Annotated in this window: 16 protein-coding genes and 1 pseudogene; 12 read left to right on the forward strand and 5 right to left on the reverse strand. The window is 74.6% G+C overall.

Annotated features, from left to right (window positions below; all coding sequences use genetic code 11):
- The first annotated feature begins 14 nt into the window (after positions 1 to 14).
- The 3 genes from AC5K6T_RS28200 to AC5K6T_RS28210 all read left to right on the forward strand — a co-directional run bounded on the left by AC5K6T_RS28200 (position 15) and on the right by AC5K6T_RS28210 (position 3,676).
- Complete coding sequence (locus tag AC5K6T_RS28200) at positions 15 to 545, forward strand: GNAT family N-acetyltransferase (protein WP_493213405.1); 531 nt, start codon at positions 15 to 17, stop codon at positions 543 to 545.
- A gap of 62 nt (positions 546 to 607) precedes the next feature.
- Positions 608 to 1,492, forward strand: a complete 885-nt coding sequence (locus tag AC5K6T_RS28205) for an IS982 family transposase (RefSeq protein ID WP_493204867.1) — start codon at positions 608 to 610, stop codon at positions 1,490 to 1,492.
- A 483-nt stretch (positions 1,493 to 1,975) separates the two neighbouring features.
- Entirely contained in the window at positions 1,976 to 3,676 is a 1,701-nt protein-coding gene (locus AC5K6T_RS28210) for a proline--tRNA ligase (RefSeq protein WP_493213406.1), read from the forward strand.
- A gap of 72 nt (positions 3,677 to 3,748) precedes the next feature.
- Here the strand turns inward: AC5K6T_RS28210 and AC5K6T_RS28215 are convergent, their stop codons facing one another.
- From AC5K6T_RS28215 to AC5K6T_RS28225, 3 genes are read right to left on the reverse strand one after another with little or no spacing between them, the layout of a single operon-like run.
- Positions 3,749 to 4,648 (reverse strand): aminoglycoside phosphotransferase family protein, encoded by a 900-nt coding sequence (locus AC5K6T_RS28215; protein WP_493213408.1) that lies wholly within the window; start codon positions 4,646 to 4,648, stop codon positions 3,749 to 3,751.
- Between the two features lie 32 nt (positions 4,649 to 4,680).
- On the reverse strand, positions 4,681 to 5,142 hold the full coding sequence (locus AC5K6T_RS28220; RefSeq protein WP_493213410.1) for a ferritin-like domain-containing protein: 462 nt from the start codon (positions 5,140 to 5,142) through the stop codon (positions 4,681 to 4,683).
- Positions 5,139 to 5,786, reverse strand: a complete 648-nt coding sequence (locus AC5K6T_RS28225; RefSeq protein ID WP_493213411.1) for a hypothetical protein — start codon at positions 5,784 to 5,786, stop codon at positions 5,139 to 5,141. Before AC5K6T_RS28225 ends, AC5K6T_RS28220 begins: the two co-directional genes overlap by 4 nt.
- A gap of 414 nt (positions 5,787 to 6,200) precedes the next feature.
- Between AC5K6T_RS28225 and rimP the strand changes: the two genes are divergently transcribed.
- The 9 genes from rimP (at position 6,201) to AC5K6T_RS28270 (ending at position 19,762) form a co-directional block, all read left to right on the forward strand.
- The gene (gene rimP, locus AC5K6T_RS28230; protein ID WP_493213413.1) at positions 6,201 to 6,710 is read left to right on the forward strand and encodes a ribosome maturation factor RimP; all 510 of its coding nucleotides are present in this window, start codon (positions 6,201 to 6,203) and stop codon (positions 6,708 to 6,710) included.
- Positions 6,711 to 6,712: 2 nt separating this feature from the next.
- Positions 6,713 to 7,723, forward strand: coding sequence for a transcription termination factor NusA (gene nusA, locus AC5K6T_RS28235; RefSeq protein ID WP_493213415.1), 1,011 nt, complete (start codon positions 6,713 to 6,715; stop codon positions 7,721 to 7,723).
- Between the two features lie 90 nt (positions 7,724 to 7,813).
- Positions 7,814 to 8,110: a YlxR family protein gene (locus AC5K6T_RS28240; protein ID WP_493213416.1), complete on the forward strand. Its 297-nt coding sequence runs from the start codon at positions 7,814 to 7,816 to the stop codon at positions 8,108 to 8,110.
- Positions 8,111 to 8,255: 145 nt separating this feature from the next.
- Positions 8,256 to 11,288 (forward strand): translation initiation factor IF-2, encoded by a 3,033-nt coding sequence (gene infB, locus AC5K6T_RS28245; protein ID WP_493213417.1) that lies wholly within the window; start codon positions 8,256 to 8,258, stop codon positions 11,286 to 11,288.
- Between the two features lie 132 nt (positions 11,289 to 11,420).
- Complete coding sequence (locus AC5K6T_RS28250) at positions 11,421 to 11,714, forward strand: DUF503 domain-containing protein (protein WP_493213419.1); 294 nt, start codon at positions 11,421 to 11,423, stop codon at positions 11,712 to 11,714.
- Between the two features lie 33 nt (positions 11,715 to 11,747).
- Positions 11,748 to 12,203 carry a 30S ribosome-binding factor RbfA gene (gene rbfA / locus AC5K6T_RS28255; protein ID WP_493213421.1) on the forward strand — a complete coding sequence of 152 codons (456 nt, stop codon included), beginning with the start codon at positions 11,748 to 11,750 and terminating at the stop codon, positions 12,201 to 12,203.
- Entirely contained in the window at positions 12,200 to 13,105 is a 906-nt protein-coding gene (truB, locus tag AC5K6T_RS28260) for a tRNA pseudouridine(55) synthase TruB (RefSeq protein WP_493213423.1), read from the forward strand. Before rbfA ends, truB begins: the two co-directional genes overlap by 4 nt.
- Before the next feature lie 659 nt (positions 13,106 to 13,764).
- On the forward strand, positions 13,765 to 18,684 hold the full coding sequence (locus AC5K6T_RS28265; RefSeq protein ID WP_493213425.1) for a hypothetical protein: 4,920 nt from the start codon (positions 13,765 to 13,767) through the stop codon (positions 18,682 to 18,684).
- Between the two features lie 130 nt (positions 18,685 to 18,814).
- The gene (locus tag AC5K6T_RS28270; RefSeq protein WP_493213426.1) at positions 18,815 to 19,762 is read left to right on the forward strand and encodes a bifunctional riboflavin kinase/FAD synthetase; all 948 of its coding nucleotides are present in this window, start codon (positions 18,815 to 18,817) and stop codon (positions 19,760 to 19,762) included.
- A gap of 123 nt (positions 19,763 to 19,885) precedes the next feature.
- Here AC5K6T_RS28270 and AC5K6T_RS28275 read toward each other — a convergent pair whose 3' ends face one another.
- Positions 19,886 to 22,150 carry a MinD/ParA family ATP-binding protein gene (locus AC5K6T_RS28275; RefSeq protein WP_493213510.1) on the reverse strand — a complete coding sequence of 755 codons (2,265 nt, stop codon included), beginning with the start codon at positions 22,148 to 22,150 and terminating at the stop codon, positions 19,886 to 19,888.
- 1,974 nt (positions 22,151 to 24,124) lie between these two features.
- Positions 24,125 to 24,253, reverse strand: a pseudogene (locus AC5K6T_RS28280) (hypothetical protein); the annotation flags it as partial.
- Positions 24,254 to 25,026: the final 773 nt, after the last annotated feature.

The following is a 25,026-nucleotide window of genomic DNA, read 5'->3' on the forward strand; positions in this document are numbered from 1 at the left end:
TGTAGGCTCCGGGCATGGACCTCGCCATCACCCCCCTGGACCTCTCCTCCCACGTGGACGAGGCCCTGGCGGTCCAGGCCGTGGCCTTCGGCCTGGACGCGGACGAGGTGGCGGTGCGCCGCCAGATCGTCCTGCGCCACATGACCTGCCCGGGGGCACGGGCGCTCGGCGCCCTCACCGACGGCGGACTGGCCGGGTTCGTGTACGGCATGCCCAACGACCGCACCCACTGGTGGTCCACCGTCGTCGAGCCCTACCTCCGCGCCCAGGGCACCGACGGCTGGCTCGACGACTCCTTCGTGATCACCGAGCTGCACGTCCACCCCGCCTACCAGAACCGCGGGATCGGCCGTGCTCTGATCACCCGCATCACGGACACCTCCGGCCAGCCCCGCAGCATCCTGTCGGCCATCGACACCGACAGCCCGGCCCGAGGCCTCTACCACTCCCTCGGCTATGTCGACCTGGCCCGCCGCGTGATCTTCCCCAGCGCGCCGAAGCCGTACGCCGTGATGGGCGCCCCGCTGCCGCTGCGCCGCCGCTAGATGAATGAGTCCGATGTCCGTGCTGGTCGCGACCATGGCGAAGGGCGCCCGTTGGTCAGTGTGTGAAGACAAACCTGGACGCCCTTCTTGCGGCACTGTACGTGTTCATCGACGACCACGTGGCGCCTTGTCGCCGGATCGGGCGACCTCCGAAACTGACGGACGCCGAACTGCTGTGCCTGGCCGTCGCCCAGGTCCTGCTCGGTTTCCCCTCGGCCCGGCACTGGATCCGCTTCGCCCACGCCCGGCTGGGGCACCTGTTCCGCTATCTGCCCCAGCAGTCCGCCTACAACAAGCGCCTGAACGCCGCAGGTCCGCTGATCAGCCAGGTGATCGAGGCACTGGCCCGGCAGGTCCCGACCTGGCACGACGACCTGCGGCTGATCGACTCCACCCCGCTGCCCTGCGCGGCCTCCCGCGAGACCGTCAAACGCTCCGCCCTGGCCGGGCACGGCAGCTACGGATACTGCCGCAGCCACTCCCGTTTCTTCTGGGGCCTGCGCCTCTACCTGGTCACCACCGCCGAGGGCATGCCCGTCACCTGGTGCCTGGCCAACCCGAAGATCGGCGAACGCGAGGTGATGGCGGCGCTGCTGGAACGCGACCACCACCTCGTCCGCCAGGGCCAGGTGATCCTCGCCGACAAGGGCTTCGCCGGGAAGGAGTTCGAAACCTTCGTCAGCGAGCGCCTCGGAGCCCACCTCGTGCGGCCCGACCGGAAGGACGAGCCGGTCCGGCACGGCAAGATCGCCCGGGTCCGGCAGTGGATCGAAGCCGTCATCGACACCCTCAAGGGCCAGCTCAGCCTCGAACACCACGGTGGCAGAACCCCGGCCGGAGTCTTCGCCCGCACCGGACAACGACTCCTCGCCCTCGCCGCCGGCATCTGGCACAACTGGACCACCGGCGCCCCAGTCAAACGATCACTGATCGCCTACGACCACTGAAGACATCGGACTCATTCATCTAGGGCGACGGCGCGCCCCGTCACGGCATCGGGCACGCCCCGCACCCGTCGGCGGGGCCCACGCGCCGCACCGCCGAAGGCCCGCACACGGCCAGGACGAGGGCTTCCGGCCGGATGCCCGCCGCGGCCTTCGGCCGGTGACCACGGCGCATGCACCGTAGACCTCCCCCGCTCCCGCGCCGGTGTGCGACGCTGCCCGGCCCCGGCGTCCGGACAGCACCTCCAATCGATTTCCGCAGCCCCCCACCCCCCGGCTAACCTCCTAGTGCTGTGGCCGGAAGGGTTCACCGGCTCGCGACGCCCGGCACGGTGCCCCCGCCGCGTTGTCGCACCACCCGGGCACGTCCCGTGCGCGGATGACGCTCCGCCGTGCGATTGCACCGCACCGGACGCCGCGTCCTCCCGGCAGGCCCTTCCGGCCACAGCACCAGCCACCACCCTTACCGGCAGGAGTACGAGAACCATGGCCAACGCACCGGTCCAGCGCATGTCCCAGTTGATGGCGAAGACGCTGCGCGACGACCCGGCGGACGCCGAGGTCCTCAGTCACAAGCTGCTCGTGCGCGCCGGCTATGTCCGCCGCACCGCCGCCGGCATCTGGAGCTGGCTGCCCCTCGGCAAGAAGGTCCTCGCCAACGTCGAGCGCATCGTCCGCGAGGAGATGGACGCCATCGGAGCCCAGGAAGTACTGCTTCCCGCGCTGCTGCCGCGCGAGCCGTACGAGGCCACCGGCCGCTGGGACGAGTACGGCCAGGAACTGTTCCGGCTCAACGACCGCAAGGGCGGCGACTACCTGCTCGGCCCCACGCACGAGGAGATCTTCACCCTCCTCGTGAAGGACCAGGCCTCCTCCTACAAGGACCTGCCGGTCATCCTCTACCAGATCCAGACCAAGTTCCGCGACGAGGCCCGCCCGCGCGCAGGCATCCTGCGTGGCCGGGAGTTCCTGATGAAGGACTCGTACTCCTTCGATCTGGCGGACGGGGGCCTCGCCCACTCCTACGCCCTGCACCGCCAGGCGTACCAGCGCGTGTTCGAGCGGCTCGGCCTGGACTACCGCATCTGCGCCGCCACCGCCGGCGCCATGGGCGGCTCGAAGTCGGAGGAGTTCCTGGCTCCGGCCGAGGCCGGGGAGGACACCTTCGCGGACTGTCCGAACTGCGACTTCGCGGCGAACACCGAGGCGATCACCTTCCCGCTGACCCCGGTGGACGGCTCCGCCGTGCCCGCCGCGGAGGAGATCCCCACCCCGGACACCCCCACCATCGAGACCCTCGCCGCGTCCCTCGGCGTCCCGGCATCCGCCACGCTGAAGAACCTCCTCGTGAAGGTCGACGGCGAGATCGTCGCGGTGGGCGTCCCCGGTGACCGCGAGGTCGACCTCGGCAAGGTCGAGGCGCACTTCGCCCCGGCCACCGTCGAGATGGTCACCGAGGCCGACTTCGCCGAGCGCCCCGACCTGGTCCGCGGCTACGTCGGCCCGCAGGGCCTGGAGAAGGTCCGCTATCTCGCCGACCCGCGCGTCGCCCCCGGCACCGCGTGGATCACCGGCGCCAACAAGGCCGGCATGCACGCGAAGAACGTGGTCGCCGGCCGCGACTTCGAGGTCGACGCCCACGTCGACGTCGTGGTCGTCCAGGACGGCGACCCCTGCCCCCGGTGCGGAACCGGCCTGACCCTGGACCGCGCCATCGAGATCGGCCACATCTTCCAGCTGGGCCGCAAGTACACCGATGCCCTCAAGCTCGACGTCCTGGGCCAGAACGGCAAGCCGGTCCGCGTCACCATGGGCTCCTACGGCATCGGCGTCTCCCGCGCGGTCGCCGCCCTCGCCGAGCAGACCGCCGACGACAAGGGCCTGTGCTGGCCCTCCGAGGTCGCCCCGGCCGACGTGCACGTCGTCGCCGCGGGCAAGGCCCTGCAGACCGAACTGGCCCTGGACGTCTCCGACGAGCTCGCCGCGGCCGGCCTGCGCGTCCTGGTGGACGACCGCGCCGGGGTGTCGCCGGGCGTGAAGTTCACCGACTCCGAGCTGATCGGCGTGCCCGCGATCCTGGTCGCCGGACGCCGCGCGGGCGAGGGCGTCGTCGAACTCAAGGACCGCCGCACGGGCGAGCGCGAGGAGCTGACGGTCGAGGAGGCCGTCGCGCGCCTCACCGCCTGAGCCCCGCGCCACCCGTCCGCGCCGCCGGACACCGCGAGGTGCGGGCCCCGCCGGGCCCGCACCCGCCGCGCCTCACAGCCAGCCCGCGAACTCCAGCAGCAGCTCCGCGTCGCGCGGCCGGCCGACCCTGCGCGCCCGTACCCCGGACTCCACCGCCCGGAACAGGGTCCACCCCCGCAGCCGCTCCTGATCCACCTCCAGCGACTCGGCGAGCCGCTTCACCCGCCGCCGCGTCGTCGCCGCCCCCGACGGGGCCGCGATCAGGTCCTCCACGCGGTCCCGCACCAGCCGGGCCAGGTCGAAGGCGCACTCGCCGACCACCGGGTCCGGCCCCACCGCCAGCCACGGCGTCCGGTCCCCGGCGAGCACCTTGGACTGCCGGAACGTGCCGTGCAGCAGCCGGTGTTCGGGAGGCGCCGCCAGCAGCTCCGCACGCACCGCGAGCGCCGTGTCGACCAGCGGAACCAGCTCCTGGTCGGCGTCCGCGCCCGCCCGCATGGCGCGGGCCTGCCGCCCGGTCCGCTCGGCGACCGTCTCGAACACGGTCCCCTCCGGCGGCTCCACCCACAGCCGGCGCAGCGTGCCCGCCGCCTCCAGCAGCGCCTTCGCCTCCGGAAGCGACCGTACCGACACTTCCGGATGCAGCCGCTCCAGCAGCAGCTCTCCCTCCGCCGCCGCGTCCCCGGCCAGCAGTACGGCGCCCCGTCCGGCCCAGTGCGCCAGTGCGGCCCGCTCGCTCTCCGGCCGTGCCCTGGGCGGGGCCAGCTTCAGCACGGCGGGAGTGCCGTCGGCCCGCCGTACCAGTACCACCAGACTGCTGCGGCCGCCCGGTACCTGCACCCGTTCCACGGTCAACTCGCGTAGCGCGAGGGCCTGACGCAGGGCCTCGGGCAGCTTCTCCAGCCAGTCGTCACCGTCCGGCGCGCTCTCACCGAGAGCCCTGACCAGGCGCCGCGGCGGTTCGAAAGCCATGCGCGAGTCGTCCTTCCCGTGTCCTTGGTCCGTCAGGCGGAGGGCGACGCCGGGAGCGGTGCCGCCCGCTCCGCGAGCCCAGGGAAGGCTACGCTCCCGCCGCGCCAGCGGGCCGCGCGCACCGCTGCCTCCCGCAGCGCCCGCGCGGCGTCGGCCCGGCGTTCGCCGTCGGCGGCCCGCACCAGGTCCGAGTAGACGCCCGCGACGCGCTCCTCCAGCTCGCCGGCGAGCCGCACCGCGGACGCCGAGTCGGTCACCGGGAACGGCAGCGCGTAACCGGGCGACGCCGCGGCCGGCGTGCCGCCCAGCTCGCGCACCTCCCGCACCAGCGCGTCGCGCCGCGCGCGGTGGGCGTCGTAGGCCGCGCGGGCCTCGCCGCGGCGTTCCTCCCGGACCCGGGCTCCCACCACGCCGTAGCCGTACACCGCGGCGTGTTCGGCGGACAGGGCCGCCTGCAGGGCGGTCAGGCCGGGCCCGTTCGTCGGCTCGGTCATGCGTCGCCCTCCGTCGGCAGCCGGGTCAGCAGATAGGCGTGCGCGGCGCCCGCCGCGGCCACCGAGGCCAGCAGCCGGGCCAGCTCGCCGGGCAGCCCCGCCAGCTGCGCGGCCCGCCGGTCCGCCAGCGTCCGCTCCGCGGCGGCCAGCTCCGCCAGAGCCTCCTTCTCGCTCGCCGGAACCGTCATGGAGGCGGACGGCGCCTGCGCTCCGGGCGGCGTCTCGGAGACCGGGCCCGGCGGCGCCCCCGGATCCGTGACCGACGGCGCTCCGGAGCCGGTCCCCGACGGCGCGGCGGAGCCCGCTCGCGGCGTGGACGGCGGCGCCGAGGACCCTGCCGGGCGCCGCACGCCGCCGAACGCCGTGGAGTGCTGTGCGGTCTCCTCGCGCAGCACGCCGATCCGGTCCGCCAGTGCCGGGTGCGCCGCGAGGACGGCGTCGTAGTGCGCCGTCAGGCCTGCCGAGTCCGCGGCGGCCCGTGCGCGGGCCCGCTCGGTCGGCGAGGGGCTGCCGCTCGCGGCCCCGTCCCGTCCACCGGTACCGGCGGAGCAGCCCGCGGCGAGCAGCCCGCCGGCGGCCGAGGCGAACAGGACGGATCTCCGGTGCGGACCCGCGGGCTTGCGCGGCGGCGAGGGAAGCGGCACGGCAGACGTCCTCGGGACTCGGGCGAACAGATGGGCGGGGCCACGCGGTCCCGCCGGTGATCACGGTACCCGCGCCGGTCCCCGGCGCGCGTCACCGGCTCGGCGGCCCCTCCTGCGCCGCAGTCCCGGAACCCCCGCGGCACCGCGCCGGGGACCCCGGGGCAGCCCCGCGCTCCCCGGCCCCGCCCTCCCGGTCCAGCGCTCCCGGTCCAGCCCTCCCGGTCCAGCCCTCCCGGTCCAGCGCTCCCGGGCCCGCACGGCCCGCCCATGCGCGCCCGCGTCCGGGTCCGGACCCGCCGGGCCCACCGGCTGCCGCGGGCACGGGTGGACGGCAACACCCTCCGCGACCCGATACCCTTTGACCAGACACGCGACCCATCCCACAACAGCACACGCGGCCGAGGAGTCACCCGGATGAGCACCACCCAGAGCGAGAGGCTGCGAGAACTTCTGGAGCCCCTCGTCACCTCTCAGGGCCTCGATCTCGAAGAGATCGCCGTGGACTCGGTCGGACGCAAGCGTGTGCTCCGTGTGGTCGTCGACTCCGACGAAGGCGCCGACCTGGACGCCGTCGCCGATGTGAGCCGCGCGCTCTCGGCGAAGCTCGACGAGACCGACGCGATGGGCGACGCGGCCTACGACCTGGAGGTCGGCACCCCCGGCGCGGAACGCGCGCTCACCGAGCACCGGCACTACGCCCGCGCCGTCGACCGGCTCGTGAAGTTCCAGCTCACCGAGGGCGGTGACGTCGTCGCCCGGATCCTCGCCGTGGACGAGGACGGCCTGGACGTGGAAGTGCCCGGCGTGAAGGGCCGCAAGGCCACCCGTCGCCGGCTCGGTTTCCCCGAGATCGCGAAGGCCCGCGTGCAGGTCGAGTTCAACCGCAAGGACAAGAAGGACATGAAGGAAGAGGAGGAGGCGTAGCCGTGGACATCGACATGAGCGCCCTGCGGGGCTTGGTGCGGGAGAAGGAGATCTCCTTCGACCTGCTGGTCGAGGCGATCGAGTCGGCCCTCCTCATCGCCTACCACCGCACCGAGGGAAGCCGCCGCCACGCGCGCGTGGAGCTGAACCGGGAGACCGGCCATGTGACCGTGTGGGCGAAGGAGGACCCCGAGGACCTCGAAGCGGGGCAGGAGTCCCGAGAGTTCGACGACACCCCGTCCGGCTTCGGCCGCATCGCCGCGACCACCGCCAAGCAGGTGATTCTTCAGCGACTGCGCGACGCGGAGGACGACGCCACGCTCGGCGAGTACGCGGGCCGCGAGGGCGACATCGTCACCGGCGTGGTCCAGCAGGGCCGCGACCCGAAGAACGTGCTCGTCGACATCGGCAAGCTGGAGGCGATCCTGCCGGTGCAGGAGCAGGTGCCGGGCGAGACCTACTCGCACGGCCTGCGACTGCGCTCGTACGTCGTCCGGGTGGCGAAGGGCGTGCGCGGTCCGTCCGTCACCCTCTCGCGCACCCACCCCAATCTGGTGAAGAAGCTCTTCGCCCTGGAGGTGCCGGAGATCGCCGACGGCTCGGTGGAGATCGCCGCCATCGCCCGCGAGGCCGGCCACCGCACCAAGATCGCCGTACGGTCCACCCGCGCGGGCCTGAACGCCAAGGGCGCCTGCATCGGCCCCATGGGCGGCCGGGTGCGCAACGTGATGGGCGAACTGAACGGCGAGAAGATCGACATCGTCGACTGGTCGGACGACCCGGCGGAGATGGTCGCCAACGCGCTGTCCCCGGCCCGCGTCTCCAAGGTCGAGGTCGTGGACCTGGCGGCCCGCTCGGCGCGGGTGACCGTGCCCGACTACCAGCTGTCGCTGGCGATCGGCAAGGAAGGTCAGAACGCGCGGCTGGCGGCCCGGCTGACCGGCTGGCGGATCGACATCCGCCCCGACACCGAGCAGGCCGATGAGCAGGCCGCCGGACAGGCCGGGGAATAGATCCCGGCCGTGTGCCGCTGAGATCACGACAACAGCCGTTCGATTCTCGCCCCGGAAGGGTGGGGTCGCCACGGGGAGGTAGACTTAGCCGTGTCTGGCCGGACGCATGCCCGGGCATGCCCTGAGCGCACCTGTGTGGGGTGCCGGGAGCGGGCGGCCAAGACCGGTCTGCTGCGCATCGTGGCGATCAAGGGCGAATGTGTCCCCGATCCACGCGGTACGCTGCCCGGCCGGGGTGCTTATGTGCACCCCGCCCTCGTCTGTCTCGACCAGGCGGTACGCAGACGGGCGTTCACGCGGGCACTGCGCGCCCCGGGAGCGCTCGACACAAAGGCGTTGCGCCGATACGTGGAGCGGACGATCGTTGCCGAGCAGGCAACACCGTAAGACGCGCCGTACGGAACCCCGTGCGGCCTGGTACCTCGCGAGTCGAAAGCAGGTCGAGATTGCGATGAGCACTCGATGAGTACGCGATGAGTACGCCCATGAACTAGCGACGGTCCGGCCGCAACCCGGACCTCAAAGGAGCGAAGTGGCTAAGGTCCGGGTCTACGAACTCGCCAAGGAGTTCGGCGTGGAGAGCAAGGTCGTCATGGCCAAGCTCCAGGAACTCGGTGAATTCGTCCGATCGGCGTCCTCGACGATCGAGGCGCCCGTTGTACGCAAACTGACAGACGCCTTCCAGGGCGGTGGCGGCGGCAAGCCCGCCAGGCCGTCCGCGCCGAAGAAGGCCGCCCCCAAGCCCGCCGCGCCCTCCCCAGCGCAGGCGGCCCGTCCGGCTGCGCCGAAGCCGGCACCCAAGCCCGCCGCGCAGGCGCCCGCCGCTCCGGCGGCTCCCGCGCCGGTCACCCCCGGCCCGCGCCCGACGCCGGGCCCGAAGCCCGCGCCGCGCCCGGCCCCGGCCGCCCCGGAGTTCACCGCTCCGCCGGCCGCCCAGGCCGGCCCCGCGCCGACTCAGGCCCCGCGCCCCGGTGCGCGTCCGGGCGCCCCCAAGCCGGGCGGCCGTCCGGCTCCCGGCCAGGGCCAGGCGCCCCGTCCGGGTCAGGGCGGAGGACAGCGCTCCGGCGGCCAGGCCCCGCGTCCGGGTGCCCGTCCGTCCGGTCCGCGACCGGGCAACAACCCCTTCACCTCCGGCGGCAACGCCGGTATGGCGCGCCCGCAGGCCCCGCGCCCGCAGGGCGGCTCCCGTCCGGCGCCCGGCCCCGGTGCCCCCGGTGCGGGTCCCCGTCCGCAGGCCCCCGGCGGCCAGGGCGGCGGTCCCCGTCCGCAGGCTCCGGGCGGTCAGCGCCCGTCCCCGGGTTCGATGCCGCGTCCGCAGGGCGGCCCCCGTCCCGGCGGCGGCCCCGGCGGTCCGCGTCCGAACCCCGGCATGATGCCGCAGCGTCCCGCTGCCGGCCCGCGTCCCGGCCCCGGCGGCGGTCGCGGTCCCGGCGGTGCCGGTCGTCCCGGCGGCGGCGGTCGTCCCGGCGGCGGCGGCTTCGCCGGCCGTCCCGGCGGTGGCGGCGGAGCCCGTCCGGGTGGCGGCGGCGGTTTCGCCGGCCGTCCCGGTGGCGGCGGCTTCGGCGGTGGTCCCGGCGGTGGCGGCGGTGGCCGTCCCGGCTTCGGCGGCCGTCCCGGCGGCCCCGGTGGCCGCGGCGGCACGCAGGGCGCCTTCGGCCGTCCGGGTGGTCCGGCGCGCCGCGGCCGCAAGTCGAAGCGGCAGCGTCGCCAGGAGTACGAGGCCATGCAGGCCCCGAGCGTCGGCGGCGTGATGCTGCCGCGCGGCAACGGCGAGACCATCCGTCTCTCCCGCGGCGCGTCGCTCACCGACTTCGCGGAGAAGATCAACGCCAACCCGGCGTCCCTCGTCGCGGTCATGATGAACCTCGGCGAGATGGTCACCGCGACCCAGTCCGTCTCCGACGAGACCCTCCAGCTCCTCGCCGGCGAGATGAACTACACCGTTCAGATCGTCAGCCCGGAGGAGGAGGACCGCGAGCTGCTCGAGTCCTTCGACCTGGAGTTCGGCGAGGACGAGGGCGACGAGGAGGACCTGGTCGTCCGTCCGCCGGTCGTGACCGTCATGGGTCACGTCGACCACGGTAAGACCCGCCTGCTCGACGCCATCCGCAAGACCAACGTCATCGCGGGCGAGGCCGGCGGCATCACCCAGCACATCGGTGCCTACCAGGTCGCGACCGGGGTCAACGGCGACGAGCGTCGCATCACCTTCATCGACACCCCGGGTCACGAGGCGTTCACCGCCATGCGTGCCCGCGGTGCCAAGTCGACGGACATCGCGATCCTCGTGGTCGCGGCCAACGACGGTGTGATGCCGCAGACGGTCGAGGCCCTGAACCACGCCAAGGCGGCCGGTGTGCCGATCGTGGTCGCGGTCAACAAGATCGACGTCGAGGGCGCGGACCCGACCAAGGTGCGCGGTCAGCTGACCGAGTACGGCCTGGTGGCCGAGGAGTACGGCGGCGACACCATGTTCGTCGACATCTCCGCCAAGCAGGGTCTGCACATCGACAGCCTCCTGGAGGCCGTCGTCCTCACCGCCGACGCCGCCCTGGACCTCCGGGCCAACCCGAACCAGGACGCGCAGGGCATCGCGATCGAGTCCCGCCTGGACCGCGGCCGCGGTGCGGTCGCCACGGTCCTGGTGCAGCGAGGCACGCTGCGGGTCGGCGACACCATGGTGGTCGGCGACGCGTACGGCCGGGTCCGCGCCATGCTCGACGACAACGGCCAGAACGTCGCCGAGGCCGGCCCCTCCACGCCGGTCCAGGTCCTCGGTCTGACCAACGTCCCGGGCGCCGGCGACAACTTCATCGTGGTCGAGGAGGACCGTACGGCCCGCCAGATCGCGGAGAAGCGTGCCGCCCGCGAGCGCAACGCGGCGTTCGCCAAGCGCACGCGCCGTGTCTCCCTGGAGGACCTGGACAAGGTGCTCAAGGCCGGCGAGGTCCAGCAGCTCAACCTCATCATCAAGGGCGACGCGTCCGGCTCCGTGGAGGCCCTGGAGTCCTCCCTGCTCCAGCTGGACGTCGGCGAAGAGGTCGACATCCGCGTCCTGCACCGCGGCGTCGGTGCGGTCACGGAGTCCGACATCGACCTGGCGATGGGCTCGGACGCCATCGTGATCGGCTTCAACGTGCGCGCCGCCGGGCGTGCGCAGCAGATGGCCGAGCGCGAGGGCGTGGACGTCCGCTACTACTCGGTCATCTACCAGGCGATCGAGGAGATCGAGGCGGCCCTCAAGGGCATGCTCAAGCCGGAGTACGAGGAGGTCGAGCTCGGCACGGCGGAGATCCGCGAGGTCTTCAAGTCGTCCAAGCTGGGCAACATCGCCGGTGTGCTCATCCGGTCGGGCGAGGTCAAGCGCAACACCAAGGCGCGCCTCATCCGCGACGGCAAGGTCGTCGCGGAGAACCTCACGATCGAGGGTCTGCGTCGCTTCAAGGACGACGTCACCGAGATCCGCGAAGGCTTCGAGGGCGGTATCAACCTCGGGAACTTCAACGACATCAAGGTCGACGACGTCATCGCGACGTACGAGATGCGCGAGAAGCCGCGCGCCTGATCCGACACGCGACTGGGGCCGGTCGGCGGAAGGAATTTCCGTCGATCGGCCCCGGCCGTTGCGTGTACGGTTCCCGTATCGGCGCCGCTCTGAGGCGCCCGTACCCCGAACCGGCGGGACATCCGGACACACATGTTTGTGGGGACCCTGTCCTTCGATCTGCTCCTCGGCGACGTCCACTCGCTCAAGGAGAAGCGCTCCCTGGTCCGACCGATCGTCGCCGAGCTCCAGCGCAAGTACGCGGTGAGCGCGGCCGAGACCGACCACCAGGACCTCCACCGCAGGGCCGTGATCGGGCTCGCCTGCGTCTCCGGGGACGCGGGACACCTCGGCGAGGTGCTGGACCGCTGTGAGCGGCTGGTCGCCGCGCGGCCCGAGGTGGAACTGCTCTCGGTTCGACGCAGGCTCCACAGCGACGAAGACTGAAGCAAGAAGCAAGACACTTAAGGAGACGGACAAGTGGCCGACAACGCGCGGGCTAAAAGGCTGGCGGACCTCATCCGAGAGGTGGTGGCCCAGAAGCTCCAGCGCGGGATCAAGGACCCGCGGCTCGGCTCGCACGTCACCATCACGGACACCCGGGTGACCGGGGATCTGCGGGAGGCGACCGTCTTCTACACCGTGTACGGAGACGACGAGGAGCGCAAGGCCGCCGCGGCCGGCCTGGAGAGCGCCAAGGGCATCCTGCGCTCCGAGGTCGGGCGCGCGGCCGGGGTGAAGTTCACGCCGACCCTCGCCTTCGTCGCGGACGCCCTGCCGGACAACGCCCGTACCATCGAGGACCTCCTCGACCGGGCCCGGCAGTCCGACGCCAAGGTCCGCGAGGCGTCCGCGGGTGCCGCGTACGCCGGTGAGGCGGACCCCTACCGCAAGCCGGGCGACGAGGACGACGAGACGGACGACGCCGCCGAATGAGCCAGCAGCACACCACGCCCGACGGCCTCGTCATCGTCGACAAGCCGTCGGGCTTCACCTCCCACGACGTGGTCGCCAAGATGCGCGGCATCGCCCGGACCCGCCGCGTCGGCCACGCCGGCACCCTCGACCCCATGGCGACCGGTGTTCTCGTGCTCGGCGTCCAGCGGGCCACCAAACTTCTCGGGCACCTCGCCCTCACCGAGAAGGAGTACCTCGGCACGATCCGGCTCGGCCAGAACACGGTCACCGACGACGCCGAGGGCGACATCACCTCGTCCGCCGACGCCTCCGGGATCACCCCAGAGGCGCTCGACGCCGGCGTCGCGAAGCTGACCGGCGACATCATGCAGGTGCCGTCCAAGGTCAGCGCCATCAAGATCGACGGTGTGCGCTCCTACAAGCGGGCCCGCGAGGGTGAGGACTTCCACATCCCCGCCCGCCCTGTCACGGTCTCCTCCTTCGCGGTGCACGACATGCGTGCGGCGGTCGCCGACGACGGCACTCCGGTCGTCGATCTCATCGTGTCCGTCGTCTGCTCCTCCGGCACCTACATCCGCGCCCTGGCCCGCGACCTGGGCGCCGACCTGGGCGTCGGCGGCCACCTCACCGCACTGCGCCGCACCCGCGTCGGCCCCTACAAACTGGACGCGGCCAGGACCCTCGACCAGCTCCAGCAGGAGCTGACCGTCATGCCGGTCGCCGACGCCGCCGCGGCCGCGTTCCCGCGCTGGGACATCGACACCAGGCGGGCCCGCCTGCTCGGCAACGGTGTACGGCTGGAGATGCCCGACGAGTACGCGGGCGTCGGTGCCGTCGCCGTGTTCGACCCGGAGGGCCGCTTCCTCGCACTCGTGGAGGCGCACAAGGGCAAGGCGAAGAGCCTGGCCGTCTTCGGCTGAGCGGGCCGGGCTGGCCCGCTCTGCGGGCTGATATCGGGTCGCCGGAGTCCGGACGGGCTCGTAGAGCCCGGCGGCACGGACCGGGAGCTGTACCCAGGAGCTGTACCCGGCGCCGGAGACCGGCGTCGCGGGCTTGTCGCCCGGGGCCCGGCGCTTCGTGCCGGACGTCCGGGTCCGGCGCGCGGGCGGCTGCGAGCCGCCGATGGGCTCCTCGGGCCCGTGGGGCGGGCGCCGCGGGAGGCCCGGGGGCTGCGACCGCGGGTTCCGGCTGCGGGTTCCGGCTGCGGTTCCGGGGGCTGCGGCCGGTCCACGGCTGGATCGCGCGGCAGGCCGCGGACGGGACCACAGCCCTGTGCCTCCGTCCGTCCGTGCCGGTTCCCCAGGCCTTCGGGGGCCTCTGCCCCACCTCGACAGTGGAGCGGTGCCTGTCCGTGGAGCGGCGGCCATGAGAAACCCTGCCGCCGCTCCACGGTCCCCCCTCGGTTTCCCCCACGCCTAGGGTCTGTCCAGCCGCCCTCGTTCAATCACCCGTCCGGGCAGGCGCTCGGAGTGAACCGAGGGAGTGCGAGGGGGCGCGTTCACCATGTGATCTGTCCTCCCGATCACGTCGCCCCTACCGTCGGGCCCGGCAGCACGCGCGCGAGGCGGGAGGTTCGACCATGGCGTCAGAGGGCCGGCGGGCCGCCGCCGCGCCGGACGGGGCCACCCGTACGACGTACGGCGCAGGGGGACGGGCGCGGACGCCCGCGGCGTACGGCGCGGACGGGCCCGAGGGACTCGTCGGCGGGCGGGCAGGGGGGCTCGCCGCAGAGGGCGCGCCGTGGACCGAGGAAGGGCACGCACCCCCGGCTCCCGGCACCGCCCGCGACGACGTGCTCGTCCAGGTGCACGACCGCGCCGGACGACCCCGCGGGCTCGGCTTCCTCGCCGACCATCACGGGACCCTGATCACCGGCCACCAGACCGTCCACGGCCTGACCGAGGTGCTGCTGCGCGCGACGGGCGAGCACACCTGCCTGGCCGGAGCCGACGACATCACCCTGCTGCCCCTCCTGGGCCTCGCGCTCGTCCGCACCGACGGGCTCGGCGTGGACCCGCTCCCGGTCACCGTGCGGGACGACATCGCCTCCGGGACGTACGTGAGGTTCGCTGCGGGACGCTGGCGCGAAGCACGCGTTCTGGGGACGACGCCGGCGACGGACCCGGCCGACCCCGCCACCGGCTACCCAACCGGAGATCCCGCCGCCCGCGCCGCCGCGGGGCGTCGCCACGTCCCGGGCGGCGTGCTGGAACTGGCGATGGGCACGGCCGGCCGGGACGCGCTGCGGCTGGGCGGGGGAGCGGCGGGCGGACCCGTGCTGGACGCCGCGACGGGCACGGTGATCGGCGTGCTCGGCACGGCCCAGCGGTACGGCGGCCGGGACACGGGCTTCGCCGTTCCGCTGCGGCCCGCCCCGGACGGCCCCCTCGGCGAGCTGCTCGCCCGCAACGCGGCGACCGTGCCCGCCTACGGCAGCGACCTCAACCTCGCGGGAGTCCTCGAACTCACCGCCACCTCCGTCGGCTCCGACGGCCCGCCCGAGGCCCTCGCCGGCCACCTGGGCGGTCTCTGGGGCACCGGAGGACCCGGCAGTACCGTGGAGCCCGTCGAACGGCCCGGCACGGCCGCTGAGTTCGACGCGTTCACCCGCGGCCCGGCCGCCGTTCTCGGCCTCGTCGGGGCTCCGGGCAGCGGCCGTACGACGGAACTGGCCGCGCTCGCCGCCCGTCGGTACCGCGGCCCCGAGCCCGCCCCCACGCTGTGGCTGCGGGGCGCCGACCTGCGCGACGAGGACGCCTCTGCCGCCGACGCGGTCCGCCGTACGCTGATGCGGGCGGCCCGTATCCTGCGCGCCTCCAACACGAACCTCCCCGCCGGCCCCGCGGATGCCGCGCCCGACCGCGTGGCCCGGGTCGCCGGGGCGGCGGGCCGGCCGCTGCTGCTCCTGCTCGACGGCCCCGAGGAGATGCCGCCCGTCCTGGCCCACCGGCTTCCGGCCTGGACCGAGGGCACGGCCGACTGGCTGCGCGAGGCGGGAGCCCGGCTCGTGGTGGCCTGCCGGGCGGAGTACTGGGAGAGTGCCGGGGCCGAGTTCCCGCCCGCCCTGCTGTACGGCGGCTCCGCTGCGTCGCCCGGTGCGTGGTCGCCCGGTACGTGGTCGCACGGTGCGCCGTCGCCTGGAGCGGGGCGCTACCGTGCGCCGTCGGGCGACCCACAGCCGTCCGGCGCACCGCCGGCGGCGGAGAGCGCCGGTCAGGAGCCGGCGCCGAGCGCGGACGCATCCGCGCCCCGAGCCGCCGCATCCGCGCAGCCGCAGCCGCAGCCGCAGCCGCAGCCGCAGCCGCCGCCGCGGGCGAGGGTGCCACAGCAGGCGGGGACACCGCAGCCGCGACGGGCACGGGCGGACGCACGGGCACGGGAAGGGGCTGCGACGAGGGGGCGGGGCCCGGCGCCGTCGCCGTGCGAAGAGGCGTCTGTCCCGGGGGCGGCGGCGGTTGTTGAGGCGTCGGAGCCCGAGCAGACGGCGGGGCCGGAGGGGACGGCGGGGACTGCGGGGCCGGGGGAGACGGTCGGGCCGGGGGAGGCGTGTGACGAGTCGCTGGGGAGACGGCACGAGTCGTCGTACGGTGAGGCAGCCGGTTCGCGCCGGCCTTCGGCCGTGCGCGGGGCGCCGGGACCCCGTCATGAGCCGGGGCGGCGGCAGGAGCCTCCGTCGCACGAGGAGGGGCGGGGACCCGGCGAGGGGGCGGCTCCCGGTCGCGAGCCCGGACCGGGCGCGGCGTCCCCACGGGCGCGAGGAGGCGGCACGGAACCCGCGGACGGCGTACCTGTCACGCCCCTTCAGGAGTCAGGCTCCGCGCCCTGTCTCCGTCTCGGCGACCTCTCCCACGGCGAAGCCCGCCGGGCGCGCGAGCGGTACGGCATCCCCGAGGGAGCACTCGCCGCGGCCGACGCCCGTCATCCGCTGACCCTGCGCCTGCTGTCCGAGGTACGGGCCGCACTGCCGGACGCGGTGATGCCGCCGGCCGACCGCTACGACGTCTTCGCCGCCTGGCTCGACCTGATGTGCCTGCGCGTCGCCGTCCGCCTCGCCGCCGAGAACGGCCTGCGGGGCACCGCGGTGCGCCGCCTGGCCGCGCGGGTGGCCGGGCAGGTCCACGAGGCGGCCCGACGCTGCCTCGGCCCCGGACAGGGCGGGCTGGACCGGGAGTCCTTCGAGGAGGTCTTCCCGTGGGGCCCCGCCCCCACGCGGCTCGGCGGCGGTACCGGCTGGGCCTCCGCCGTACTCACCGAGGGCCTTCTCGTGCCGGCCGGAGACGGATACCGGTTCTCCCACGAGGAGATCGCCGACTGGATCCAGGGTCTGCACCTCGACCTGGACGAGGCCCTGCGCGCTCTGGTGCACCGCAGCCGCACACCCGTCACCGCGCATCCGGTGCCGGTACCGGTGCCGGTACCGCGCCACCGCATCGGCCCTGTCGTCCATGCGCTGCTGCTCCTGACCCGCCACGAAGGAGCGGGCCGACTGGCCGACAGACTCGACGAGCTGGCCCGTGCCCTCGACGCCGACCCGGACTCGTGGTGGGCCGCGCGCCTTCTCGCCGGGGTGCTCACGCGCGTCCCGGACGCCACTCCCTTCATCCCGGTGCTGCGGCTGCTCGCCGCCGTCGTAGTGGACCGGCCGGGCCGGAACCGGCCGGTGCCGGGGGAGTTCGGGCCCCGGTTCTGGGCCGCTCTGCCGGTCGCCGACGCCGACCGCTTCGACCTCCTGCGCCGCCTGGTCCTCGCCGACCCGGCACCGTGCGAGGGGAGCTCCCGTGGCGCCGGTGACCGCTACCTGGACACCGCGGCCCGGCTGCTCGCCGCCGACGCGCCCGCCGTACAGCCTCACCTGGCACGGTGGTTCGACGACGAGCGGCCGTTGCCCGCGACCCCGTACGCCACCGTGGCGACGGCCGCGCAGGCTCTGCTGCACACGCACCGGCACCAGGCACTGGACGACCTCACCGAAGTGCTCGTCGACGTCGCGCACCGACGCGCCGATGAGTTGCTCGCCGTACTGGCCGAGGAGGAAACCTCAGCGGTGTGCCGCGCCGTCGACCGGTGGGCGCGCGACCCGCGGCCCGCCCGTCGCTCCGCAGCCGTCGTACACGGGCTGCGCGCCGCCCCGCACGTCCGCACCGACGCCGATCGCGCCCTGCTGCGCTACGCCGCCCTGGCCCTGCTCGACCGGACCGCCGACCGCGCGCTGCACGGCGGCGCACTCGGTCTGCTGGTCCGCGACCCCCGCACCCGGGCCGAGCATCTGCCACAGGCGCTGCACCACTTCGCCGCCGGAGACCCGCACCTTCCGCCGCACGCCGTCCTCGCCGCGCTGCCGACCCACCCGGAGTCGGTTCTCGCCGCCTTCCGGACGCGCCTGGGGGCCGGTGGCGGACGCCCCAGCGGCGCGGCGGCGTCCACCACCCCGGCACCGGGCGCCGTCGCCGGAGCGGGCGGGGGCGGCCCGGTGGACGAGACGGAGTGGTCGCACGACGGCGGGGGCGGCGGGGACGGCGGGGACGGCGGGGACGGCGGGAGAGTGCACGTACGGTGCTCCGATTCCGACGGGGCCACCGGCCGGGGCTGCGTCGCCGTGGACCTCGCCGTGGACGGCCCCGGTGCAGGAGGCGCCGGCACAGAAGCGGTGCCGACGACATCGACGGCTCACCCCTTCCAGATCACACAGACTGCCCAAAGCCCTCAGAGCCCTCAGAGCCCTCAGAGCCCTCAGAGCCGTGGAGACACTCGGATCCCGCGGCCGGACCGGGCGGGCGAGGCGGAGGGGCGCGGTGGACCCGGCGCGGCCGCCGGGGCGGCGGTGGGCCCGCCGCCCGGTCCGGCCGAGGACGTCGCGCAGGCGTTGTGCTCCCTCGCCGACGCCGCCACCCCCGGTCTGGCCGACCGTGTGGCCGCTCTGGTGCGGGACGTCGCCGAGCGTCGGCCCGAGACCGCCGCGGACCTGGCCGCGTACGCCGCGCGGCGCCTGGAACGGGGGCCCGAGGTGCGGGCGGTCCTGCTTCCACTGCTCACCGGTCTGCTGGGCGGCGGCCCCGAGCCGGTCCGGGCCGCCCTCGCCGGAGTGGTCGGCGCCCCCGGGGAGCCCGCCTCCCGCCCCCTGCGCGCCGAGCTGCGCAGGTTCCTCCTGGACCGCGAGCAGGAACCTGCCGTCCTCGAAGCCCTGTTGCGCGCCGCGGCCACCCACGGCCGCGACGGCGGCCGCGTCGACGACGGCGGCCACGTCGACGACGGCGACATGCGCGACCTCGTCCACCGCGTCGGCATGGTCTGCGTCCGCACACCCGAAGGTGCCACGCGCTACGACCGTGCCCTTGTCGACCTCGGCCGCCGTCTGCCCGGCTTCGCCGCCCGGGTCAGCGGCTGGCTCACCGACGGGAACCAGGACTGGTCCGCGGTGATCGGCCCCAGCTCCCGCCGCATGATCGAGAGCCTCGCGGAGAGCGTCGCCCACGCATCGTCCCCGGTGAGCAGCCGGTGAGCAGCCGTGTTCACGTGCGAACCGTCACAGCACCGATGCCGGTGCCGGAGACGGCGACCCGGCATGGCACCCTTAGACCTGCACAAGAGGTATCCGTAAGAGTCAGACACGGGTTCGAGGAGCGGTCACAGTGCAGCGCTGGCGTGGCTTGGAGGACATCCCCCAGGACTGGGGGCGCAGCGTCGTCACCATCGGCTCCTACGACGGAGTCCACCGCGGGCACCAACTGATCATCAAGCACGCCGTCGAGCGGGCCCGCGCACTGGGTCTGCCCAGCGTCGTCGTCACCTTCGACCCGCACCCCAGCGAGGTCGTCCGTCCCGGCAGCCACCCCCCGCTGCTCGCGCCGCACCATCGGCGTGCCGAGCTGGTCGCGGAACTCGGCGTGGACGCGGTGCTGATCCTGCCGTTCACGGCCGAGTTCTCGAAGCTCTCGCCGGCCGAGTTCGTCGTCAAGGTCCTGGTGGAGAAGCTGCACGCCCAGGCCGTCGTCGAAGGGCCCAACTTCCGCTTCGGACACAAGGCCGCCGGTGACCTCGCCTTCCTCGCCGAGCAGGGCGAGACGTACGACTTCGCCGTCGAGACCGTCGACCTGTACGTCAGCGGCAGCGCGGGCGACGGGGAGCCCTTCTCCTCGACCCTGACGCGGCGTCTGGTCGCCGCAGGGGACGTGGAGGGTGCCGCCGAGATCCTGGGCCGGCCGCACCGGGTGGAAGGCGTCGTGGTGCGCGGCGCGCAGCGCGGCCGTGAACTGGGCTTCCCGACGGCCAACGTCGAGACCCTCCCGCACACCGCGATCCCGGCGGACGGCGTCTACGCCGGCTGGCTGCACGCTCAGGGCGAGGTGATGCCGGCCGCCGTGTCGGTCGGTACCAACCCGCAGTTCGACGGCACCGAGCGCACCGTCGAGGCGTATGCCATCGACCGCGTCGGGCTCGACCTGTACGGGCTGCACGTCGCCGTCGACTTCCTGGCGTTCGTGCGCGGTCAGGCCAAGTTCGACTCCCTGGACGGGCTGCTGGAACAGATGGCGGCCGATGTGAAGAAGTGCCGGGAGCTGATCGCGGCCGCGGAGTAGCCCGCGGTCCGGCGGGTGCGTCGCGCGCCCGTCCCGTGGCCGGGCCGGTGCGTCCGTGCCTCTCCCAGGACGCCGAAGGGCGGCCGGTCCCTCGCGGGCACCGGCCGCCCTTCGCGTTCCTGCCTACTGCTGCGGAGGCTGCCGGGGCGGGTGCGGCTGCTGCGGGTGAGCCTGTCCCGGGTGCGGCTGCGTGGGAGGCTGCGGTTGTGACGGGGGCTGCTGGGGCGGGTGCGGCTGACCGTACCGGGGCGCCTGTGGCTGATGCGGCACCTGAGGCGGCTGCTGCTGGCCGCCAGGCTGTGCCTGCGGGGGGTACGGCTGCTGCGGCGGAGCCGGGTACGGCGCGCTCGCGGGCGGCTGCTGGGCGTACGGCTGGCCGGGCAGGTGCTGGCCGGGCAGCGGCGGGGCGGCGACCGGCGGGGGGTTGCCGTCGTTGGTCCACAGGCCGTGCGCCTGCTGGTGCCGCGTGAAGTCCTCGGCGACCAGCGCGGCGAGATGGAAGTACGCCTCCCGCACCTTCGGCCGCATCATGTCGAGGTCGACCTCGGCACCGGCGGCGAGATGCTCGTCGAACGGCACGACGACGACGCCGCGGCACCGCGTCTCGAAGTGCGACACGATGTCGTCCACCTTGATCATCTTGCCGGTCTCGCGCACGCCGGAGATCACGGTGAGGGAACGGGACACCAGGTCGGCGTACCCGTGTGCGGACAGCCAGTCCAGCGTGGTGCTGGCGCTCGACGCACCGTCGACCGACGGCGTCGAGATGATGATCAACTGGTCGGCGAGGTCCAGCACGCCCCGCATGGCGCTGTAGAGCAGGCCCGTGCCGGAGTCCGTGAGGATGACCGGATACTGCTTGCCCAGGACGTCGATCGCGCGTCGGTAGTCCTCGTCGTTGAACGTGGTGGACACGGCCGGGTCGACGTCGTTGGCGATGATCTCCAGACCGGACGGCGCCTGCGAGGTGAACCGCCTGATGTCCATGTACGAGTTGAGGTACGGGATCGCCTGCACCAGGTCGCGGATCGTCGCCCCGGTCTCCCGTCGTACGCGCCGCCCGAGGGTGCCGGCGTCCGGATTGGCGTCGATCGCGAGGATCTTGTCCTGCCGCTCGCTGGCGAGCGTGGCACCGAGCGCGGTGGTGGTGGTCGTCTTGCCCACCCCGCCCTTGAGGCTGATCACCGCGATCCGGTAGCAGGACAGGACCGGTGTGCGGATCAGCTGCAGCTTCCGCTGCCGCTCCGCCTCCTCCTTCTTCCCGCCGAACCTGAAGCGGGACGAGGCGGCGGCCGGGCGGCTGCTCTTCGCCTTCTGCCGCCGGGTGTTGAGCAGGCGGTCCGAGGACAGCTCGACGGCCGCGGTGTAGCCCAGCGGCGCGGCGCCGGGGTCGGTCGGCTGGCGCTGGTCGTGCTGTATCGGCTGCGGCCAGGCGCTGCCCAGACGCGGGTCGGCCGGGGGCTGGACGTGCGGCTGCTGGTCGGGGCCGTTCCGCTGCGGGTCCGGGTGGGGCTGCGCCTGAGGCTGCCCGTGGGTGTAGCCGGGTACGGGGGGCTGCGGCTGGGCCGGGTGCTGGTGGGACGTTGCCGACGCCTGCTCCGGCGGCGTGGCGGCACGCGGCGCCGGGACGGGCGTCTGCGGCTGGGCCGGGTACGGCGGCGGGGGGACATCCGAAGGAGCCCGGTCCTGAACCTCGGGCCGGCCCTGGCCCGGGGGGAAGCCGTAGCCGCCCGGCTGCACCCCGGGATGAGGCGAGGCGGCCCCGGAGCCGGTCGGGCCGGGGCCGTCCGGCGGGCCGGCGGGGGAGGGGGCGGCCTGCTGTGCGGGAACCTGCGGCTGCGGGCCCGCAGCCGCAGGGGCACCGGACTGCGGGAAGCCGTGTCCACCGTGGGCCCCGGGCACGGGCGCGGGCGGCGGGAAGCCGTAGCCCGGCGAACCCGGAGGCGCGGGCTGCTGCGGGAAGCCGTACCCCGGTTGTGACTGCTGCTGAGACGCGGACGACGCGGGACCGGGCGGCTGGTTCCAGTCCGCGGGCGCGGGCTGCGACGCCTGCGGCTGGGCGGGCTGCCGGGGTGCCGCCTGCGGCTGGACCGGTTGCGACGGTGCGGGGGTGCCCACCGGGGCCTGGCCCTGGGGGAAACCGTGACCGCCAGGCTGGACCGGAGGCTGTGCGGGCCCGCCCGGTGGGTGCTGCGCGACGGACGTCGGCTGCGGCGGCACCGGTCGGTCGGACACGGGCGGCTGAGGTCCCGCCCCGGGCTGCGCGGGCCACTGCGCGGCCGGTGCGGGCGCGGTCGGCTGGTACGGCGGATGCGCCGCAGGAGGCACGCCCGGGGCCTCGCTTCGTGCAACTGCCGGCGCCCACTCGGGGGGCGAGATGCCGGGCATGCCGGCGGGGAGCCCCGGCGCAGGGCGGCGGGGGCCGGCGTCCGGCGGCTCTGCGGCCTGCGGAGGCATGGCCTGCGGGGGCGGGTCCGAAGGCATGGCGGGGTCCGAGGGCATGGCCGGGGCCGCCGGCGCTGCCTGCGGGTCGGTGGCCGGCACGGGCCCGTCCTGGGCTACGACGTTCTGCGGTACGGCGCCGTACGGCACCGCGTCGTACGGTTCCGACGACCCGGCCTCGGCGGAAGCGGGGCCGGCAGATCCCGCGGACGTCGCGGCGACGGGTACGCAGGCGGAGGGCTCCACGCTCCCCGGGGCATCGGCCGGCAGCGCCGGGTCACGCGGCGGGCCGTCCCGCGGTTCGTCCGGGAGGGCAGCGGCCCTGCCTTCGGGCCCGCCGACGGCGCCGGCAGGGGTGTCCCCGGCCGCGGGCGGCCCACCGGCGGCCTGCTCGTCCGCGCCGTTGGCGTGGCTCTCGGCATCCACGGCGTCCACGGCGTCCGTCGCGGCGTCGCTGAACACGGGGCTCGCCCCGTCGGCTCCGTAGGCCGCACAGGGCGCGCCTTCCTCGTCCGGCGCGGACCTGTCGTCCGTGCCGGACGCCGCTCCGGACGCCGCTCCGGACGCCGCTCCGGACGTCGCGCCGGACGCCGCGTGGGCGTCGCCCGGCACGGCGTCCCGGTCTCCTGCTGATGTCTCGGCGGTGTCCCCGAGGCTCTCCGGAGCCCGCTCGCCGTCCGAGGAGCCGGTGGTCGCCGCGCTGCTCGCTGAACCGGGGTCGTGGGGGGAACTGTCCGCGGAGTCGTCCTCTCTGACGCCCTCCGGGACGCTTCGCGCTCCAGGGACGTCGCGAGGGCCGGGGCTGCCGTGCGGCGCGCCGTCGTCCGGAGCGCTCTGCGGCTCCCCGCGCTCCGGGGAGCCGTCGTGCGGCTGGGCGGCTCCGACCGGGTCCTGCCCGTCGGCGTCGGTGCCCGCGGCCGTCTGGGTGTCGGCGGCGGTACGTTCCGCGATCTCCCGCCGCAGCGCGGCGGAGGAGAAACGGAGGGTGACGCCGCTCTCGCGGTCATCGGTCTCCTGCTCCGGCGCCCCGCCCTGCGTGGCCGAGGGGTGCGCACCGAAGCCCGGCGGCACGCTCGGGGACGCGGAGTTCCCGGCGGTCGCCTCCGTGACCTCGGGCCGCGGCGGGTACGGCTCGAACCCGCTCCCTGCCGGAAGCCGGGGCACGGCGACGGGGCCTCCGGCAGCCGGGGGCTGAGCCTCGGGCCTGGGGGGCGCGGAGGGTGCTTCCGATGCAGGGGCGGGCGGCTGCGTGTACGGCACCTCCGGTGCGGGCGGTGTGACCGACGGCGGGGTGAAGGACACGACGGGTGCGGGCGGCGTGAACGGCACGCCGGGCGTGGCCCCAGGCGGCGTGTACGGCGCGCCCCGATCGAGGGCGGGAGGTGCGAGCGGCGGCGTGAAGGGCGCCCCGGGTGCGGGCACCGGCGGTGTGAACGGCGCTCCCGGAACCGGCGGTACGGGAGGAAGCGAAGCGGCGCCCGACCCCGGATCGGCCCCGGGCCCGGCACTCGGACCGGCCTCAGGGGCCGGCCCGGCCGCCGCGCTCCCGGCTGCGACGGTGCCCGCGGCACCGGTGCCACCCGGGGCGCCCACGGCGCCCGCCTCCCGGCGGGACCCCTGCTCCACCGCCCCCGCCGCCCCTACCGACTCCGTTGCGTCCGCCGACTCCGCCGACTCCGTCGCGTCCGCCGGGTCTGTTGCGCCCGTCGCGTCCGTCGCGTCCGTCGCGTCCGCTGGGTCCGTCGCGTCCGCCGGGTCCGCCGGGTCCGTCGCGTCCGTCGCGTCCGTCGCGTCCGTCGCGTCCGTCGCGTCCGTCGCGTCCGTCGCGTCCGTCGCGTCCGTCGCGTCCGTCGCGTCCGTCTGCGCGTGCTGCGTATACCAGGCGGGCGGCGCGAAGTCGATGCTGAACTCGCCCGTGGTCTCGACTGCTGACTCCGCGTCGGGCTGGTCGTCGCCGGGCGTCGCCCAGCCCCCGCGGATCCCGTCCCGATCGCTGCTCACAGTTCCTCCTGGTGCGGTCTTCCCCGTGTGTCGTGCCGGGGCGACCATGTCTCGTCTTCCGAAGTCCTTCGGGGTCGTCCGAGGCCGACCGAGGTCGTCCGGAACCGTCCGGCCCTCCCCCCTGGGACGCCGAGACCCGCCCCACGGGTTCTGACGCCACGCCCGCACCCAGCCTAGTCACCGCTTGCCGCGTCCCGGCAGGCCCGTCCGTACCCGGGTGCCCGGCCACCACGTCAGATCCCCGGCCCCGACGTCGTGTTCACGTCCGCCACCGTGGACCCGTCCGGTCGGACACGGCCGCCGATGCCCGTGAACAGCCTGAACAGCCTGAACAGCAGGAAGACTTGGCCAACACCCTTGTACGGGAACGAAAGGACACGTACGCCGGGACGGCGAAGAGGGCGGGAGGGCAGGACGAGGCCCCGGAAGGCGGTGCCCTCCTCTTCCTGGAATCGTTGAGCCACGCACCGCGCCCGCCGCGTTTCGCTCCTCCCCCGAGCCACCTTGGCCGGGACCTCTTGAGGCACGCGCCCTCGACGCACGCCGCGTCGTCTCAGGCCCCACGTGCTCGGCGGGCTCCGGATCTCGCGGTCGCGGCGCATCAAGGACGGGTGCGGGCAGGCGGCAGGTGCGGCCGCGCCTCGCGGCAGTCGGGGAACCCGGGCCGGTCGGCGGAAGCATCAGCGTCCTCATTTCCGTACCACGCCCCCGCGGGATCCCCGCACCGCACCCGCGGCCCTCGTCACCTTCGCCCCGGCGGCACCCACCGCAGCGGCCGGCACCCGTACCGGCACGCGCCGGTGCACGGCCATGGCCCAGGA

The organism is Streptomyces sp. B8-7 (assembly GCF_058833805.1).